Origin of the sequence: Saccharothrix sp. NPDC042600 (genome assembly GCF_040647305.1) — a bacterium.
GTDB lineage: Bacteria > Actinomycetota > Actinomycetes > Mycobacteriales > Pseudonocardiaceae > Actinosynnema > Actinosynnema mutabilis.
The window spans coordinates 90,258-104,834 of sequence record NZ_JBEZBW010000010.1 but is presented as its reverse complement, the minus strand read 5'-3'; the positions used below and the strand labels follow the sequence as shown (position 1 = coordinate 104,834).

10 protein-coding genes are annotated in these 14,577 nt (G+C 73.1%); 1 reads left to right on the top strand and 9 read right to left on the bottom strand.

The features are described 5' to 3' along the window. Positions 1–21 precede the first annotated feature (21 nt). From AB0A74_RS10180 to AB0A74_RS10170, 3 genes are read right to left on the bottom strand one after another with little or no spacing between them, the layout of a single operon-like run. A complete protein-coding gene (locus AB0A74_RS10180) occupies positions 22–1,089 on the bottom strand; it encodes an endonuclease/exonuclease/phosphatase family protein (protein WP_358248497.1) in 1,068 nt (355 codons plus the stop codon). A 1-nt stretch (position 1,090) separates the two neighbouring features. After that, entirely contained in the window at positions 1,091–2,119 is a 1,029-nt protein-coding gene (locus AB0A74_RS10175; protein WP_358248496.1) for an NAD-dependent epimerase/dehydratase family protein, read from the bottom strand. Beyond that, a complete protein-coding gene (locus tag AB0A74_RS10170) occupies positions 2,116–3,540 on the bottom strand; it encodes an aspartate aminotransferase family protein (RefSeq protein ID WP_358248495.1) in 1,425 nt (474 codons plus the stop codon). The genes AB0A74_RS10175 and AB0A74_RS10170 overlap by 4 nt, the downstream gene beginning before the upstream one ends. Positions 3,541–3,657: 117 nt before the next feature. On the opposite strand from AB0A74_RS10170, the gene AB0A74_RS10165 reads away from it, so the two are divergent. Next, positions 3,658–5,916, top strand: a complete 2,259-nt coding sequence (locus tag AB0A74_RS10165; protein ID WP_358248494.1) for a tetratricopeptide repeat protein — start codon at positions 3,658–3,660, stop codon at positions 5,914–5,916. Here AB0A74_RS10165 and AB0A74_RS10160 read toward each other — a convergent pair. From AB0A74_RS10160 to AB0A74_RS10135, 6 genes are all read right to left on the bottom strand, one after another. Beyond that, complete coding sequence (locus AB0A74_RS10160) at positions 5,895–6,587, bottom strand: glyoxalase (RefSeq protein WP_358248493.1); 693 nt, start codon at positions 6,585–6,587, stop codon at positions 5,895–5,897. The two genes, AB0A74_RS10165 and AB0A74_RS10160, sit on opposite strands and share 22 nt — an antisense overlap. Positions 6,588–6,642: 55 nt before the next feature. Further along, positions 6,643–7,401, bottom strand: a complete 759-nt coding sequence (locus tag AB0A74_RS10155) for a maleylpyruvate isomerase N-terminal domain-containing protein (protein ID WP_358248492.1) — start codon at positions 7,399–7,401, stop codon at positions 6,643–6,645. 41 nt (positions 7,402–7,442) lie between these two features. Then, the gene (locus AB0A74_RS10150) at positions 7,443–8,813 is read right to left on the bottom strand and encodes a HAMP domain-containing sensor histidine kinase (RefSeq protein WP_358248491.1); all 1,371 of its coding nucleotides are present in this window, start codon (positions 8,811–8,813) and stop codon (positions 7,443–7,445) included. Then, the gene (locus AB0A74_RS10145) at positions 8,810–9,481 is read right to left on the bottom strand and encodes a response regulator transcription factor (RefSeq protein WP_358248490.1); all 672 of its coding nucleotides are present in this window, start codon (positions 9,479–9,481) and stop codon (positions 8,810–8,812) included. Before AB0A74_RS10145 ends, AB0A74_RS10150 begins: the two co-directional genes overlap by 4 nt. A gap of 175 nt (positions 9,482–9,656) precedes the next feature. Then, complete coding sequence (locus tag AB0A74_RS10140; RefSeq protein ID WP_358248489.1) at positions 9,657–11,702, bottom strand: ThuA domain-containing protein; 2,046 nt, start codon at positions 11,700–11,702, stop codon at positions 9,657–9,659. Between the two features lie 11 nt (positions 11,703–11,713). Then, positions 11,714–14,515, bottom strand: a complete 2,802-nt coding sequence (locus AB0A74_RS10135; RefSeq protein ID WP_358248488.1) for a PQQ-dependent sugar dehydrogenase — start codon at positions 14,513–14,515, stop codon at positions 11,714–11,716. Between the last annotated feature and the right edge of the window lie 62 nt (positions 14,516–14,577).

Below are 14,577 nucleotides of genomic sequence, written 5' to 3'. Positions count from 1 at the left end.
GGTGCTCCTCTTCCTCGGAAGTCATCGCGGCGCGGGCGGGACGACGACGCGGACCTCCTGGGCCGCGTGGTCGGAGAACGCCTCGCCGCCGCCGAAGCGGTAGCCGGGGACGGCCAGGTCCCCGGAGGTGTAGAGCCAGTCCAACCGCCACAGCCGCGGGAACGGGTAGTCGGAGACCGGCCAGGACGGGGAGGACGCCACGCCGTCCCCGGGGTGGTGCGCGCGCGTGCCGCCGCCGATCCCGGTCAGCTCCATCCAGGGCGAGTTGAAGTCGCCCGCCACGACCGCCGGGTTCGGGTTGCCCGCCAGGTCCGCGCGCAGCCGTTCCAGCTCGCGCAGCCGCCAGGTGCCCTGGTCGTGCAGGAACCGGTGGAAGCGGGCGCTGAACGGGTGGTCGCCGATCCGGAACGGCACCGGCAGGTGCACGTTGTAGAAGGAGACCGTGCGGTCGCCCACGCGCAGGTCGGTGCGCTGGGACTTCGTGCCCTGCCAGTACCAGCCGGTGTCGGTGCCCGGGTCGGGTCGGTGGTGGGTGGCGACCACGGGCAGCCGCGTGAGCGTCAGCAGCTCGCCGTCCACGGACAGCTCGTAGCCGGGGAACTCCGCGCGCAGCCGGGCCGTGTCGTCGATCCGGATCGGGTTGTCGCCCTCCCAGTACAGGTATTCCTGCAACAGGTAGACGTCGGCGTCCTGCTCGCGCAGGTAGGCGTAGAAGGCGTCCTTGTCGTCGGACATCTGCCAGTAGTCGGTGGACCAGGCGAAGACCTCGACCTCCCGGCCCGGCGCGGCGGCGACGCTGCCCGACCACGGGGGCACGTAACCGGCCAGGTGCGCGCCGACCAGCAGCAGGACGCCCAGGACGGCCGCGAGGCGGCGGCGGACCGGCCGCGCGAACCACGTGACCACCAGCAGCAGCGCGGGAACGACGACCAGGGCCGGGGGCGGGGTCGCCTCCAGGACCAGCCACGGCCACCAGCGGCCGGCCAGCAGGACGTGCAGGAGCAGGAACACCGCCCACACCGCCGTCGCGGCCACCACCAGCCGGGTCCCGAGGCACCACCGCCGCCGGGTCGACTCGGGCGCCGCCATGTCAGAAGAACACCTTCGCCAACCCCAGCACGCCCTGCCGCCACGGGTCGCGGCTGGTCCGCCCGCCGGTCCCCGGCGCGGTGGTCCGCCGGCCGCGCCACCAGTCGTAGGTCTGGAGGATGGCGGCGCGGTTGGACATCCGCGGGCGGAAGCCGAGCCGGTCGCGGGCCTTGTCCACGCTGACGTACGAGTCCGCGAGCAGCTTGTGGACCAGCCGGCCGTAGACGGGCGACAGCTTCGTGCGCTCCAGCGCGCGCAGCACCGCCACGGCGGGTCCGCTGGGCACCGACACGACCCGCTTGCCGTGCCCGGCCGCGTCGAGCACGGCCTGGAAGTCCTCGCGCAGCGTGCCGAACTCGGCCGCGCCGATGTTGTAGGTGTCGCAGGCGACGTCGTCCGGGGCGTCCAGCACGGTGACGACCGCGTCCACCAGGTCGTCCAGCGCCAGCATCTGGATGCGCACGTCCCCCTTGCCCAGCACGGGGAAGTCGCGGCCTTCCTCGGCCCACTGGAAGAGCATGTCGAACAGCCCCATGCGGCCCGGCCCGAGGAACGTCTTGGGGCGCAGCACCGGCAGGCACACGCCCTCGGCGCGGAACCGTTCGGCGACCACCTCGGCCGCCGCTTTCGCCGCGCTGTAGGTGTCCACGGGCTCGTGCGGGTGGTCCTCGGGCGTGGGCACCCGGCGGGGCAGGCCGTAGACGGCGGTCGAGGAGATGTGCACGACCCGGGCCACGGCCGCCGCCCGTGCGGCCTCCAGCACGGTCGTCGTGCCCTCCACGACGATGGAGGTGATGTCGGCGGCCGGGTAGCTGGGCAGCGCGGAGGCGCAGTGCACCACGGCGTCCACCCCGCCGAACGCCCCGGCGAGCGCGCGCGGGTCGCGGATGTCGCCGGTGGACGGCTCCAGGCCGGGCCGGGCGGCCACCGGCCGCAGGTCGAACGCGCGGACGTGGTGGCCCTCGCGCAGCAGGCGCTCGGTGAGGTGCGCGCCGAGCACGCCGGCGGCCCCCGTGACGGCGATGGTCACCACGACGTCACCCGCTCCCGCACGAACCGGCCCAGCAGCCGGGTCATGCCCTCGGCGAGGGTGGCGTCCAGGGCGTCCACGAACCGCTCCGCCTCTTCCGGTTCGGCCACCAGGGGCGGGCTGACCACGAGCGGGCTGCGGCCGTTGAGCGTGTTGTAGGTGTAGATGTCGTGCTTGCGGTACAGGGTGTGGATGACCGCCGCGGTGATGATCTTCGTGCGGATCAGCGGGTCCTTGGCCAGGCCCGCCGGCAGCTTGCCCACCAGGTCGAGCACCTTCGGCCCGCCGGCCAGGAAGACGCCGAACAGCGCGCCGGCGCCCCGCACGTCCGCGATGAGGTCCGGGTGGGTCTTGCGGACGCGCTCCAGGCCCGGCTCCAGCACGGCCTCCAACGCGCGGGCGCGGGCCGGGTAGTCGTCCTCGACGGCGATGGCGACGGCCTCGATGGCCGTAGCGGTCTCCTCGCCGAACCCGTAGTAAGTCGTGCTGGTGCTTTGCGTCATCGCGTCGGACATGTTGTCGTAGGCCTTGCGGAACACCGGTTCGCGCGCGATGTAGGCCGAGATCGACGATTTCCCGCCGCCGAACGACTTCGACGTGGTGACCACGTCGGGCACCAGGCCTTCGTGGCGCATGAAGTAGAACATGCTGCCCGTCTTGCCCCACCCGGTGTAGATCTCGTCGAAGATCAGCACGATGTCCTCGGCGGTGCACAGGTCGCGCAGCCCGCGCAGGAATTCCTCCGAACACCGGCGCATCGTGGACGCGCTGAACGGTTCGACCAGCAACGCGTAGACATCGCTTCGGCCGCGCGCGTCCCTGGCTTCGGCGAGGACCTTGCGCACCGAGTCCAGGTCGTCGTAGGCGAACGTGCGGATACCGGGAATGGTGGGGAACTCGAAGCGGTTCTGCGCGCTCCCGGTGAGGCCTCCCGAACCGAGAAGTTTTCCGTGAAAACTGTTGTCCGCGCGTAATATCTGCTTGCGCCGGCCCCCGTGGTACTTGTAGGCCAGCTTGACCGCGCCCTCGACCGCCTCCGCGCCGGAGTTCGGCAGGAAGGATCGGTTCAGATCACCGGGCAGGACCGCCGCGAGGTTGTGGCCCAGCGCGGCGAGGTAGGGCGAGAAGTACGTCTTGTGCACCTCCATGCGCTTGCGTTCCTGGAAACGCCTCCGGGCGGCCAGGATGCGCGGGTGGTTGTGCCCGTGGTTGAGCACGCCGACGCCGCCGGTGAAGTCCAGGACCCTGCGCCCGTCCCGGGTGTGCAGGTAAGCGCCTTCCGCGTGGTCGACCAGTTCCCGGCCGAAGCCGAACGAGGTCATCAACCGGACCTGGCTCTTGTTGATGTGCGCGCGGTAAAGCTCGTGCACCTCCTCGATCCCCAGTTGTTCGGCCTCGTCGAGACCAATGAGAGCGGTCACCTGTCCCCCATTCGATTTCCCGCGTGATCCACGGGTCGCGTCACTAGACTCTGCCGGGGCCGCGGAGGGGTGGACAGGTCCGCGACCGGACATTGACCGGACACTCTCGGGGGGCTGATGTCCGACGACCGGGTGGGCGCGCTCGTGCGCGAGTGGCGGGACCGCGCCCTGCTCACCCAGGAGGAACTCGCCGCCCGGGCGGGCCTGAACGTCCGGACGATCCGCCGGTTGGAGAACGGCGACCTGCGCCGGCCGCGCAGCGCGTCGGTGCGCCTGCTGATCGAGGCGCTCGGGCTGGACCCGGCCGAGGCCGACCTGCTCACCGCCGCCGCCACCGGCCGCGCGCCCGGTCACCCGCCCACCGGCCCGCGCCAACTGCCCGCCGCCATCGCGGGCTTCACCGGCCGCGAGGCGCAGCTGCGCCGCCTGGACGGCCTGCGCTCCGACGAGGGCGGGGCCACCACGATCGCCGCGATCTCCGGACCGGCCGGGGTGGGCAAGACGTCGCTGGCCGTGCACTGGGCGCACCGGGCGGCGCACCACTTCCCCGACGGGCAGCTGTACGTGGACCTGCGCGGGTTCGACCCGAGCGGTGCGGCGGTGCGGCCGTCGGAGGCGTTGCGCGGGTTCCTCGTCGCCGACGGCCTGACCCCCGAGCGCGTCCCGTCCGGCGTCGAGGCGCAGTCGGCCCTGTACCGCAGCCGGTTGGCGGGGCGGCGCGTGCTGGTGCTGCTGGACAACGCCCGCGACGCCGACCAGGTCCGCCCGCTGCTGCCCGGCGGCGGGCGGTGCATGGTGCTGGTGACCAGCCGGACCCCGTTGTCCGGCTTGATCGTCAACGAGGGCGCGCACCCGGTCCTGGTGGACGTGCTGAGCCACGCCGAGGCGCACCGGTTGCTGTCGCGCCGCCTGGGCCCGCGCCGGACCGCCGCCGAGCCGGCGGCGGTGGCCGAGATCATCGAGCGCTGCGCCCGGCTGCCGCTGGCCCTGGCGGTGGTCGCGGCCCGCGCGGCGATCCGCCCGGGTTTCCCGCTGGCGAGCTTCGCCGCCGAACTGCGCGCGGGCCTGGACGCCCTCTCCGGCCGGGACGCCCGAGCCGACCTGCGCAGCGTGTTCTCGTGGTCCACCCGGGCGTTGACCCCGGCCGCGGCCCGCCTGTTCCGCCTGCTGGCCGCGCACCCGGGCCCCGACGTCAGCACGGCCTCCGCCGCCAGCCTGGCCGCCTTGCCGTTACCCGAGACCAGGTCTTCGCTCACGGAGTTGGCCGACGCGTACCTGGTCGTGGAACGGAGCCCGGGCCGCTTCACCTGCCACGACCTGCTACGCGCCCACGCCGCCGAGCTGGCCGGTGCCGACGAGCCCGAACACCGGGCGGCGACCCTGCGCGTCCTGGACCACTACCTGCACACCGGCCTGACCGCCGCCACCCTGCTCAACCCGCAGCGCGCCGCCATCGACCCGTCCCCACCCCACCCGGGCGTCCAGCCGGAGCCGGTCCCGGACTACGCGTCCGCCACCACGTGGTTCACCGCCGAACACCGGTCCCTGCTGGCGGCCGCCGACCACGCCGCCCGCCGGGGCCACCACCGCCACGCCGCGCACCTGGCCTGGATCACGTCGGGCTTCCTGGACCGCCACGGCCACTGGGAGGACTGGATCCGCTGCCAGCGCACGGCGTTGACCGCCGCCGGCCACCTGGGCGACCGCGCCCTGGAGGCCGACGCCCACCGCAACCTGGGCCGCGCCCACGCCCGCCTGGGCCAGGTGGACGAGGCGTACGAGCACTACAACCGCGCGCTGGAGCTGTACCACCAGGTGGAGGACCAGGGCGGGCAGGCCAAGACGCACACCAACCTGGCCCTGCTGCTGGAGCAGACGCAGAACCACGCCGAGGCCCTGACCCACGCCCTGCACTCGCTGACCATCCACCGCGGCCTCGACGACCAGGGGGTGGGGCACGCCAACGCCCTGAACACGGTCGGCTGGTGCTACGCCCTGGTGGGCGACTACCGCCAGACCCTGGTCCACTGCCAGGAGGCGATGGTCCTGCACCGCCGGATCAACGACCGGGACGGCGAGGCCGCCACCTGGGACACGCTGGGCTACGCCCACCACCACCTGGGCAACCACCGCCAGGCGACGATCTGCTACCAGGCCGCGATCCGCCTGTACCGCGAACTGGGCGACCGCTACTACGAGTCGGTGAGCCTGATCCACCTGGGCGACCTGAACGCCCACCACGGCGAAGCCCGCACGGCCCGGGAGAACTGGCGACGGGCCATGACCATCCTGACCGACCTGAACCACCCGGCGGCGGACGAGGTCCAGGCCCGCCTGCAGGGCGAACCCACCGCTCACTCCACCACCACCCGCTGACCCCCGCGGTGGGGGCTTCGCGGGCGCGGGCCGGCCTGCCTCTCCCAGGCCGCGGCGGCGCGGGTCGAGGTCGTCCAGGCGAACCCGTCGAGGTCGGTGAAGGCAGGCAGGTCGCCGCCGATCGCGAGGCCGTGCGAACCGTCGCCCTCGGGAGCGACACCGACGTCCTTGGCCAGGGCGCGCCGCCGGTACAGGGCGAGCTTGACCGGGCCGGTGGCGAACTCCACGTACATCCGGCCGAAGCTCTTGCCGACCGTCAGACCCCGGCCCGCGTAGAACTTCTTCGCCGCCACCACGTCCGCGACCCCCAGCAACAACACGACCTCGTCGACCTCCCGCGCCGCGGGCCCCGTGTCCTTCTTCGCCGAGGTCGCCACCTTCCAGATCGCCCCGTCCGGGGCCTGCACGACACCGCCGTAGCCCCACAACGACTTCGCGGCCGGCTTGAGCACCGTGGCGCCCGCGGCCACGGCGGAGTCCACAAAGCTGTCCACAGTAGACGGCTGGGACACCGTCAGGGCCAACACGAAGCCGCGGAAACCGGACGCGACCGCGTCGGTAGCGTCGGAAGCACGGAAGTCGAGGACGTCCAGGCCGAACGCGGCGGTGTAGAAGCGTTCGGCGGCCTCGGTGTCGGCCACGTCCAGGGTGAGGGAGGCGATGTTCGTCATGGCCCCAACGCTAAGCGCCGGCGGCCGCGGGGAGCTTCTCGAAACCTGATCGGTTCTACTCCGGCTCCCACGCCACCAAGCGGTCGAACACGCGCACGTCGCCCTCCAGCTCCAGCGAGTCCACCGGGTTGCGGCCGTACAGCACCGTGATCAACTCGTGGGCCGAGCCGCGGGCGGAGGCGTCCGGCGGGGCGTCGGCGGCCAGGCGGGCGGCACGGGCGCCGGCCGCGGAGAGCCACAGCCGCCACGAAGGGCCTTCCGTCGTGTGGTAATCGACCACCGCCGGCTCGTGCGGCCACGGGGACGTCGTCGCGCAGCACGTGAACAGGAAGTCCTCGACACCGTCCAGCGCGACCTCCGTCGGCAACGCCTGCGGGTTGCCCGCCGTCACCTGGGCGTCGTAGGTGTGCACGGCGATCTCCGGCAACTGGTGGCGCGCCGCCGCCCCGCTGGTCCGCGGCGACTGGGACGTGCTCCACCACGTCCAGCACTCGCGGTCCGGGCCGTACTCGCGCAACGCGTCCAGCAGCGCCCGCGTCGAGTCGGCCATCCAGTCCAGCAGCGCGGGCAGCTCCCGGGGCGCGGGAGGCGCGCCCGCCGGCACGGCCTTGGCGTCGGCGGGACCCGCGGCGATCGTCGCGGCCCACGCGCGGCGGCCCGCGCCCAGGTGCTGGACCAGGTCGAACAACGTCCACCCGGGGCAGGTCGGCACCGGCGCGCCCAGCCCGGGAGCGGCGGCGACCGCGGCGCAGAAGGCGGCCGACCGCTCGTCGATCAGGCGCAGCAGATCGGCGAACTCAAGGGTGTTGTGCACGCGGCTGTCTACCACCCCGTTCCGACTGGAGGACAGCGATTTCACCGCCGCGGACGCAAAGGCAGGTGGGCGGTGAACCAGGCACCCTCCTCGTGTTCCCGGGCGACGAGCGTCCCGTGGTGGGCGGCGGCGATGCGGCGGGCGATGGGCAGGCCCAGGCCGGTGCCGCCGTCGTCGCGGGCGCGGGCCTCGTCCAGGCGGGTGAACCGGCGGAAGACGTGCTCACGCTGGTCGGCGGGGATGCCGGGGCCGTCGTCCAGCACGTCGAGGCGGGCCCGGTCGCCCTCCCGGGCCAGGCGCACGGTGACGGTGGTGGCGGCGTGGCGCAGGGCGTTGTCGAGCAGGTTGCCCAGCAGCCGGGCGAGCAGGGCCGGGCGGCCGGCCACCGGGAGCGGGTCGTCGGGCAGGTCCGCGACGACCCGGACGCGGTCCGAGCGGGGCAACGCGGAGCGCACCACGGCCGTGAAGTCGACGGGCTCGGCCGGCACCGGGGGCGGCGCGTCGAGGCGGGCCAGCAGCAGCAGGTCGGTGGACAGCTGTTGCAGCCGGTAGGTGTCCTCCAGCGCGCTGTCCACGACCCGCCGCCAGTCGGCCAGGTCGGGGTGGGCGGTGGCGATCTCCAGTTCCGCGCGCAGCGCCGCGATGGGGCTGCGCAGCTCGTGGGACGCGTCGGCGACGAACCGGCGGTTGTCCTCGATCGCGGCCTGCAGGCGGTCCAGGGTCGCGTTCAGGGTGGTCGCCAGGCGGGCGAACTCGGTGCGGGCGCGCGGCACCGGCACCCGGCGGGTCAGGTCGTGCTCGGTGATGTGGGCGACCTCGCGGCGGATCGCCTCGACCGGGCGCAGCACCCGGCCGGTGGCCGACCAGACGACCGCGCCGAACAGGCCGGTCAACGCCGCCGCGCCGCCCACCAGCAGCAGCACCCGGTCGTTCAGGGTGGTCTGGGCGCGGGCGAGGCTCGCCCGCTGGACGCGGCCCAGCGGGGTGGTCGCGGTCGCCGGGTAGCGGTCCCCGGTGTCGGTGACGTGGGTGAACGCGACGCTGTCGGGGTCGGTGAACGGCCACAGCGACAGTTCCGGGATCTCGGCGGAGGAGCTGTAGTGGGCCTCGCAGCGCACGACCTTGTCGGCGTCGGCCACCCCCGGCACCACCACGTCGCCGATCCGGGTGGCCGGTGTCGCGGTGTCGTGCCCGTTGCCCTCGCACCGCTCGCCGAACGCGATGTCCCCGACCACGTCGGCCGTCAGCCGCCCGGTCACGCAGACGACGCTGAACTTGGCCGGCGAGCTGTCGAACCGCATCGCCTCGGCCCGCAGGAACACCGCCGCGAACACCGCCATCGCCGCCAGCGGCACCGCGACCACGACCGTGGCCACGACGGTCACCCAGACCCGCAACCTCCCGCGCGTCACCGGTCGCCGTCCTTCGCGGACACCTGGTAGCCGACGCCGCGCACGGTCGTGATGGTGTCCGCGCCGATCTTGCGCCGCAGGGCGCTGATGTAGACCTCGACCAGGTTGGGGTCGGGTTCGCGTTCCTCGTCCCACACCCCGTGCAGCACCTCCGTCTTGGTCACCACCTGGCCGGCGCGCCGCAGCAGGAACTCCAGCACCGCGAACTGCTTGGCGGTCAACGCCACCACCTCCCCGCGCCGCCGGCAGGTCCGCGTGGCCGGGTCGAGTTCGAGGTCCCCGGCGGTCAGCACGGCCGGCCGCGCGGGCGCGCCGCGCCGGACCAGCGCCCGCAGCCGGGCGACCAGGACCAGGTAGGAGAACGGCTTGGTCAGGTAGTCGTCGGCGCCGGTGTCGAGCCCCTCGGCCTCGTCCCACTCGCCGTCCTTGGCCGTGAGCATGAGGATCGGCGTCCACACGCCGGCCGCGCGCAGCTCCGCGCACACCCGGTAGCCGTTCAACCCGGGCAGCATGATGTCCAGCACGATCACGTCGTAGGACCGCTCACGCGCCCGCCACAACCCGCCGCGCCCGTCGCGCTCGACCTCCACGACGAACCCCTCGGCCGCCAGCCCGCGCACCAGCAACTCGGCCAACCGCCGATCGTCCTCGACCACCAGAACCCGCACCCGCCCCACCTTGCCGCAAGAGCGGTCACGGCACCTGAAACCGCCTTCAGGTCGCTACAGCGGGACTTCAGGCGTCAGCGGGCAGAGTGGGTGCCGGGTCGCCGGGTGCGAGGGGGAGGCGGCGACCGGCGCCAGGCCCTTCCCCGGGCCGTCCGACCCGGGGAAGGGCCTGTGCTCACGCCGGAACCGTCCACCTCTGGTTGGCGCCGCCGTGGCAGGTCCAGACGAGCAGCTGCGTGCCGTCGGCCGTGGACCCGCCCGAGGCGTCCAGGCACTTGCCCGAGTTCGGGTTCACCAGCGCACCGCCGGCCCCGACGGTCCAGTTCTGCGCGCCCGACCCGTTGCACGACCACAGCTGCACCTTCGTGCCGTCGGCCGTGCCCGCGCCGGACACGTCCAGGCACTTGCCCAGCGCTCGCCAGGTCTGGCCCGACCGCGTCCACGTCTGCGCCGCCGACCCGTTGCACGTCCACAATTGCACCTTCGTGCCGTCCGCGGTCGCGCCACCCGCGACGTCCACGCACTTGCCGCCGGCCCCGACGATCGGGCCCGACCCGGCCGTTCCCGGCGCCACCGCGAAGTCGTCCACGTCGAACAGGCCCGTGCCGCTCCCGGTGAAGGTCAGGTACAGCCGGTGCCGGCCGGACGGCGCCCCGCCCAACGCGGTCCGCACGTCCGCGAACGTGGTCCAGCCCCCCGTGTTCGGCACGGCCACCCGGCCCAGCACCGGACCGGTGGCCGAACCCGTGCGGACCTCGATCGTCCCGCCCGGCCCGCCGGACACCACCCGGGCCTGGAAGACGCCCGCGCCGGTCAGGTCCACGTCGTCGTACGCGGCCCAGTCGCCCGGGTCGACGAACCCCAACGTCTGGCCGTTGTGCGCGCCCGCCTTCGCGAACGCCTGCACCCCGCTCGCCTGGCTGAACGACTCCGCCTGCACGGTCCGGTCCAGCTCGCGCACCCGGACGTCGCGGAACGACACCTCGTCGCCGTCGCCGTGGTTCTGCAGGCCGATGTGACCGGCCAACGACCGGTTCGGGTCCGTGTTGGTGAAGTCGTTGACCAGCACGCCGTTGAGGTACACGCGGAGCCGTTCGCCCTCCACGAGCAGCTCGAAGGCGTTCCACTCGCCGGGCGGGTTCAGCGCCGCGTCCCGCGCCGCCACGTCCGGGGACTTGAAGCCGTAGACCGCGCCGGTGGTCCGGTCGGGGCTGTCGGTGGCGTCGATCTGGACCTCGTAGCCGTTGTCCACCGCCGACCACGGGTCGGTCGAGGGCGGGAACCCGAGGAACACGCCGGAGTTGTCGTCGCCGGCCATCCGCCAGTCCAGCTTGAGCGAGTACGACGTGAACTGCCGCCCGCTGTACCAGAACAGGCCCAGCCCGCCGAAGCTGGTCAACGTCGCGTCGGTGGTGGTGAACCCGCCCGGGCCGGCCTGCGACCACCCGTCGACCGCCCCGGCGAACAGCCTGGTGTAGCCGCTCTCCGGACGGCAGTCCATCCGCGTCTGGCCCGCGGCGTACCGGATACCGCCCAGCAACAGGCCCTTGAACGCCGGTTCGGCGTAGGAGGACGCCGTGTGCCCGCCGCCCACGTAGAAGCTCCGGCCGCCCTGGTGGGTCTTGCACCAGACGTGCGGATGGTCGGCGCCCATGTTGCCGCCCGTGTAACCGCTTTCGTCGAGCGTGGCCAGGACGCGGGCGCTCGACCTGGGGTTGGTGCGGTAGTTGTACCACTCGTCGGTGCGCGTCCAGGTCGCCGGCAGGTGGGCGGTGGCGGCGGTGGCGCGGTTCTCCACCTTCACCGGGGCCTGCTGGATCGCGGGGTGGGAGTGGAAGTACCCGCCGACCAGCTCGCCGTAGAACGGCCAGTCGTACTCGGTGTCCGCCGCCGCGTGCACGCCGACGAACCCCCGCCCGGACTTGACGTGGTTCTCGAACCCGGTCTGCTGGGACGCGTTGAGCACGTCCCCGGTCGTGTTGAGGAACACCACGGCCTCGTACCGGCCCAGCGTCCCGTCGGTGAACACCGCGGCGTCCTCGGTCGCGGTGATGGTGAACCCGTTGGCGGCGCCCAGGTCCTTGATCGCCTGGACGCCGGCGGGGATGGAGTCGTGCCGGAACCCGGCCGTCTTGGAGAACACCAGGACGTCGTAGGTGACGGCCGACGCGGGCACGGGCACGGCCACCGCCAGGAGCGCGGCCGTCAGGAGTGCTTTCACAGCATGCGTTTTCACGGGGTCGTCCACCTCTGGTTGGCGCCGCCGTGGCAGGTCCAGATGATCAGTTGGGTGCCGTCGGCGGTGCCGCCGCCGGACGCGTCCAGGCACTTGCCGGAGTTCGGGTTCACCAGCGCGCCGTTCGCGCCGGCCACCCAGTTCTGGGCCCCGGTCCCGTTGCACGTCCACAGCTGCACCTTCGTGCCGTCGGCCGTGCCCGCGCCGGACACGTCCAGGCACTTGCCCAGCGCCTGCCACGTCTGCCCGGCCCGCTGCCAGCGCTGCGCGCCCGTGCCGTTGCACGTCCACAGCTGGACCTTCGTGCCGTCCGCGGTGGCCGCGCCGGAGACGTCCACGCACTTGCCCCCGGGCCCGACGACCGGACCGGTGGGGCCGTTGAGCGTGAAGGAGTCCACGTCGAACAACGCGCCCGCGCCACCGCTGAACGTCAGGTACAGCGCGGTGGTGCCGGTCGGCGGGCTCGTGACGCTCCCGCTGACCGTCGTGAACGTCTCCCACCCGCCGGTCACCGGCACCGCCACCGACCCGAGGACCGTGCCCGTGGGGGAACCGGCGCGGAGCTGGAGCGTGCCGCCGACCCCGCCGGAGGACACGCGTGCCGCGAACCCGCGGACGTCGCCCAGCGCGTACGGGGTGAACGACACCCAGTCGCCGTTGTGGACGTCGCCGACCGTGTAGCCGCCCTCGGCCTGCGACTTGGCGATCCGGGCGATGCCCGAGGACGTGGTGAAGTGCTCGGCCTGGCGGTGCCGGGGCTGGGTGACGCTCTTGGCGTGCGTGGTCAGCGCGGGCTGGCCGTTGGCGCCCAGGTCGGTGTACTCGGCGTCCCACACGCCGAACACGTTCGCGGCCTCGTCGTGCTCGCCGTCGGCGGCCACGGTGATCGAGCCCGTGCAGCCGGTGCGGGTGGTGATGACGTGGCCGTGGTTGTCGTGCCCGATGCCGTAGGTCATCTTGACCCGGTTGCAGTCGATCGCGCCGTCCTCGGGGTCGGTGACGGTGATGCGGAAGGGGATCGTGTCGCCGTAGGAGAACGGCACGCCGTTGACGGGCAGCTCGATCGTCACCTTGGGCGCGGTGTTGCCGACCGTGACGTAGACGCCGGCCGACGCGGTCGCGCCGCCGGCGTCGGTGACGGTCAGGGTCGCGGTGTAGGCGCCGTTGGCGGTGTAGGTGTGCGCCGGGTTGGCCGCCGTGCTGGAGGTGCCGTCACCGAAGTCCCAGCGGTAGGTCAGCGGCGTGCCCTCCGGGTCGCTGGACCCGGCGGAGGAGAACGCCACGGCCAGCGGCGCGTGCCCCGAGGTGACGTTCGCCGCGGCGCGGGCGGTGGGGCCGCGGTTGGTGCCGGCGATGTACTCGATGCGGTAGAGCGCGGAGTTGTGGTCGCCGTTGAAGTAGCCGGTGCCGTAGTCCAGCACGTACAACGCGCCGTCCGGGCCGAACGCCAGGTCGATGATCTGGGTGCCCGACCACGGCATCGCCTCGATCGCGCCCGCGGACCCGTCGGCGTTGACCGCGATGTCCTTGATCCAGCGGCGGCCGTACTCGGCGGCCATGAAGTGCCCGTCGAACGACTGCGGGAACTTGACCGTCGAGGTGGAGGCGGGGTCGTAGCGGTAGACCGGGCCGCCCATGGGCGACTCCGAGCCCGAGCCGAACTCCGGGGGCGACCCGGCGTCGCCGCCGTAGCGGATCCAGCTCGGGCGCGCGGCCGGGAGGGTGGACCGGCCGGTGTTGCGGAAGGAGTTGTTGGCGGGGCTGCCGCAGTTGTACTTCGGCCCGGTGGCGCCGGTGGCGAAGTTCCACTCGTTGTAGGTCTCGGCGCTGGTGTTGGTGCCGGTGCAGTACGGCCAGCCGTAGTTGCCGGGCGAGGTGATCCGGTTGAACTCGACCTGGCCGGACGGGCCGCGGTTGGCGTCCGTGGTCGCCGCGTCGGGGCCGTAGTCGCCCAGGAGGACCGCGCCGGTCGCCTTGTCGACGGTCATCCGGAACGGGTTGCGGAAGCCCATCGCGTAGATCTCGGGACGGGTGTTCGGGGTGCCGGGGGCGAACAGGTTGCCGCCGGGCACGGTGTAGGAGCCGTCCGCGCCGACCTTGATCCGCAGCACCTTGCCCCGGAGGTCGTTGGTGTTGGCGGAGGTGCGCTGGGCGTCGAAGGCGGGGTTTCGGTCGGCGCGCTCGTCGATCGGGCTGTAGCCGCTGGACTGGAACGGGTTGGTGTCGTCGCCGGTGGACAGGTAGAGGTTGCCGGCGGCGTCGAAGTCGATGTCGCCGCCGACGTGGCAGCACATGCCGCGGTCGGCGGGGACGTCGAGCACGGTGCGTTCGCTGGCCGTGTTCAGCGTCCAGTCGGCGTTGAGGGTGAACCGGGACAGCCGGTTGACGCCGCGCCAGGTCTCCCACGTGCTCGCGGTGCCGGTCGCGGGCGCGTCGCCGGTGGGCGTGGACAGCTTGGGCGCGTAGTAGAGGTAGATCGCGCGGTTGGTGGCGAAGCCCGGGTCCACGCCGACGCCTTGCAGGCCTTCCTCGTCGTGGCTGTAGACGGGCAGGGTGCCGACGACCTTGGTGGTGCCGGCGGCGTCGGTGCGGCGCAGCACGCCGTCCCGGGCCGTGTGCAGGACGGACGTGTCGGGCAGGACGGCCAGGGAGATCGGCTCGCCCATCTCGGCGACGCCGCGGGCCAGTTCGACCTGCTGGAAGTCGGCGGGGTCGTGGTGCGCGCGAGCCGGCGGCCCGACTGAGAGCAATCCGGCGGCGAGCAGCAGGGCGCCGCAGACGCGTGGGGTTTTGGGCATGACGGTGTCGCGCCTCCTTGAGCGATCCGGCAGGGGTGTTGCCCAGGTCACAGCAAGGTAGG

Coding starts and splice junctions, on each gene's coding strand:
- AB0A74_RS10180 (WP_358248497.1), bottom strand. CDS start 1,089: ATGGCGGCGCCCGAGTCGACCCGGCGGCGGTGGTGCCTCGGGACCCGG.
- AB0A74_RS10165 (WP_358248494.1), top strand. CDS start 3,658: ATGTCCGACGACCGGGTGGGCGCGCTCGTGCGCGAGTGGCGGGACCGC.
- AB0A74_RS10160 (WP_358248493.1), bottom strand. CDS start 6,587: ATGACGAACATCGCCTCCCTCACCCTGGACGTGGCCGACACCGAGGCC.
- AB0A74_RS10135 (WP_358248488.1), bottom strand. CDS start 14,515: ATGCCCAAAACCCCACGCGTCTGCGGCGCCCTGCTGCTCGCCGCCGGA.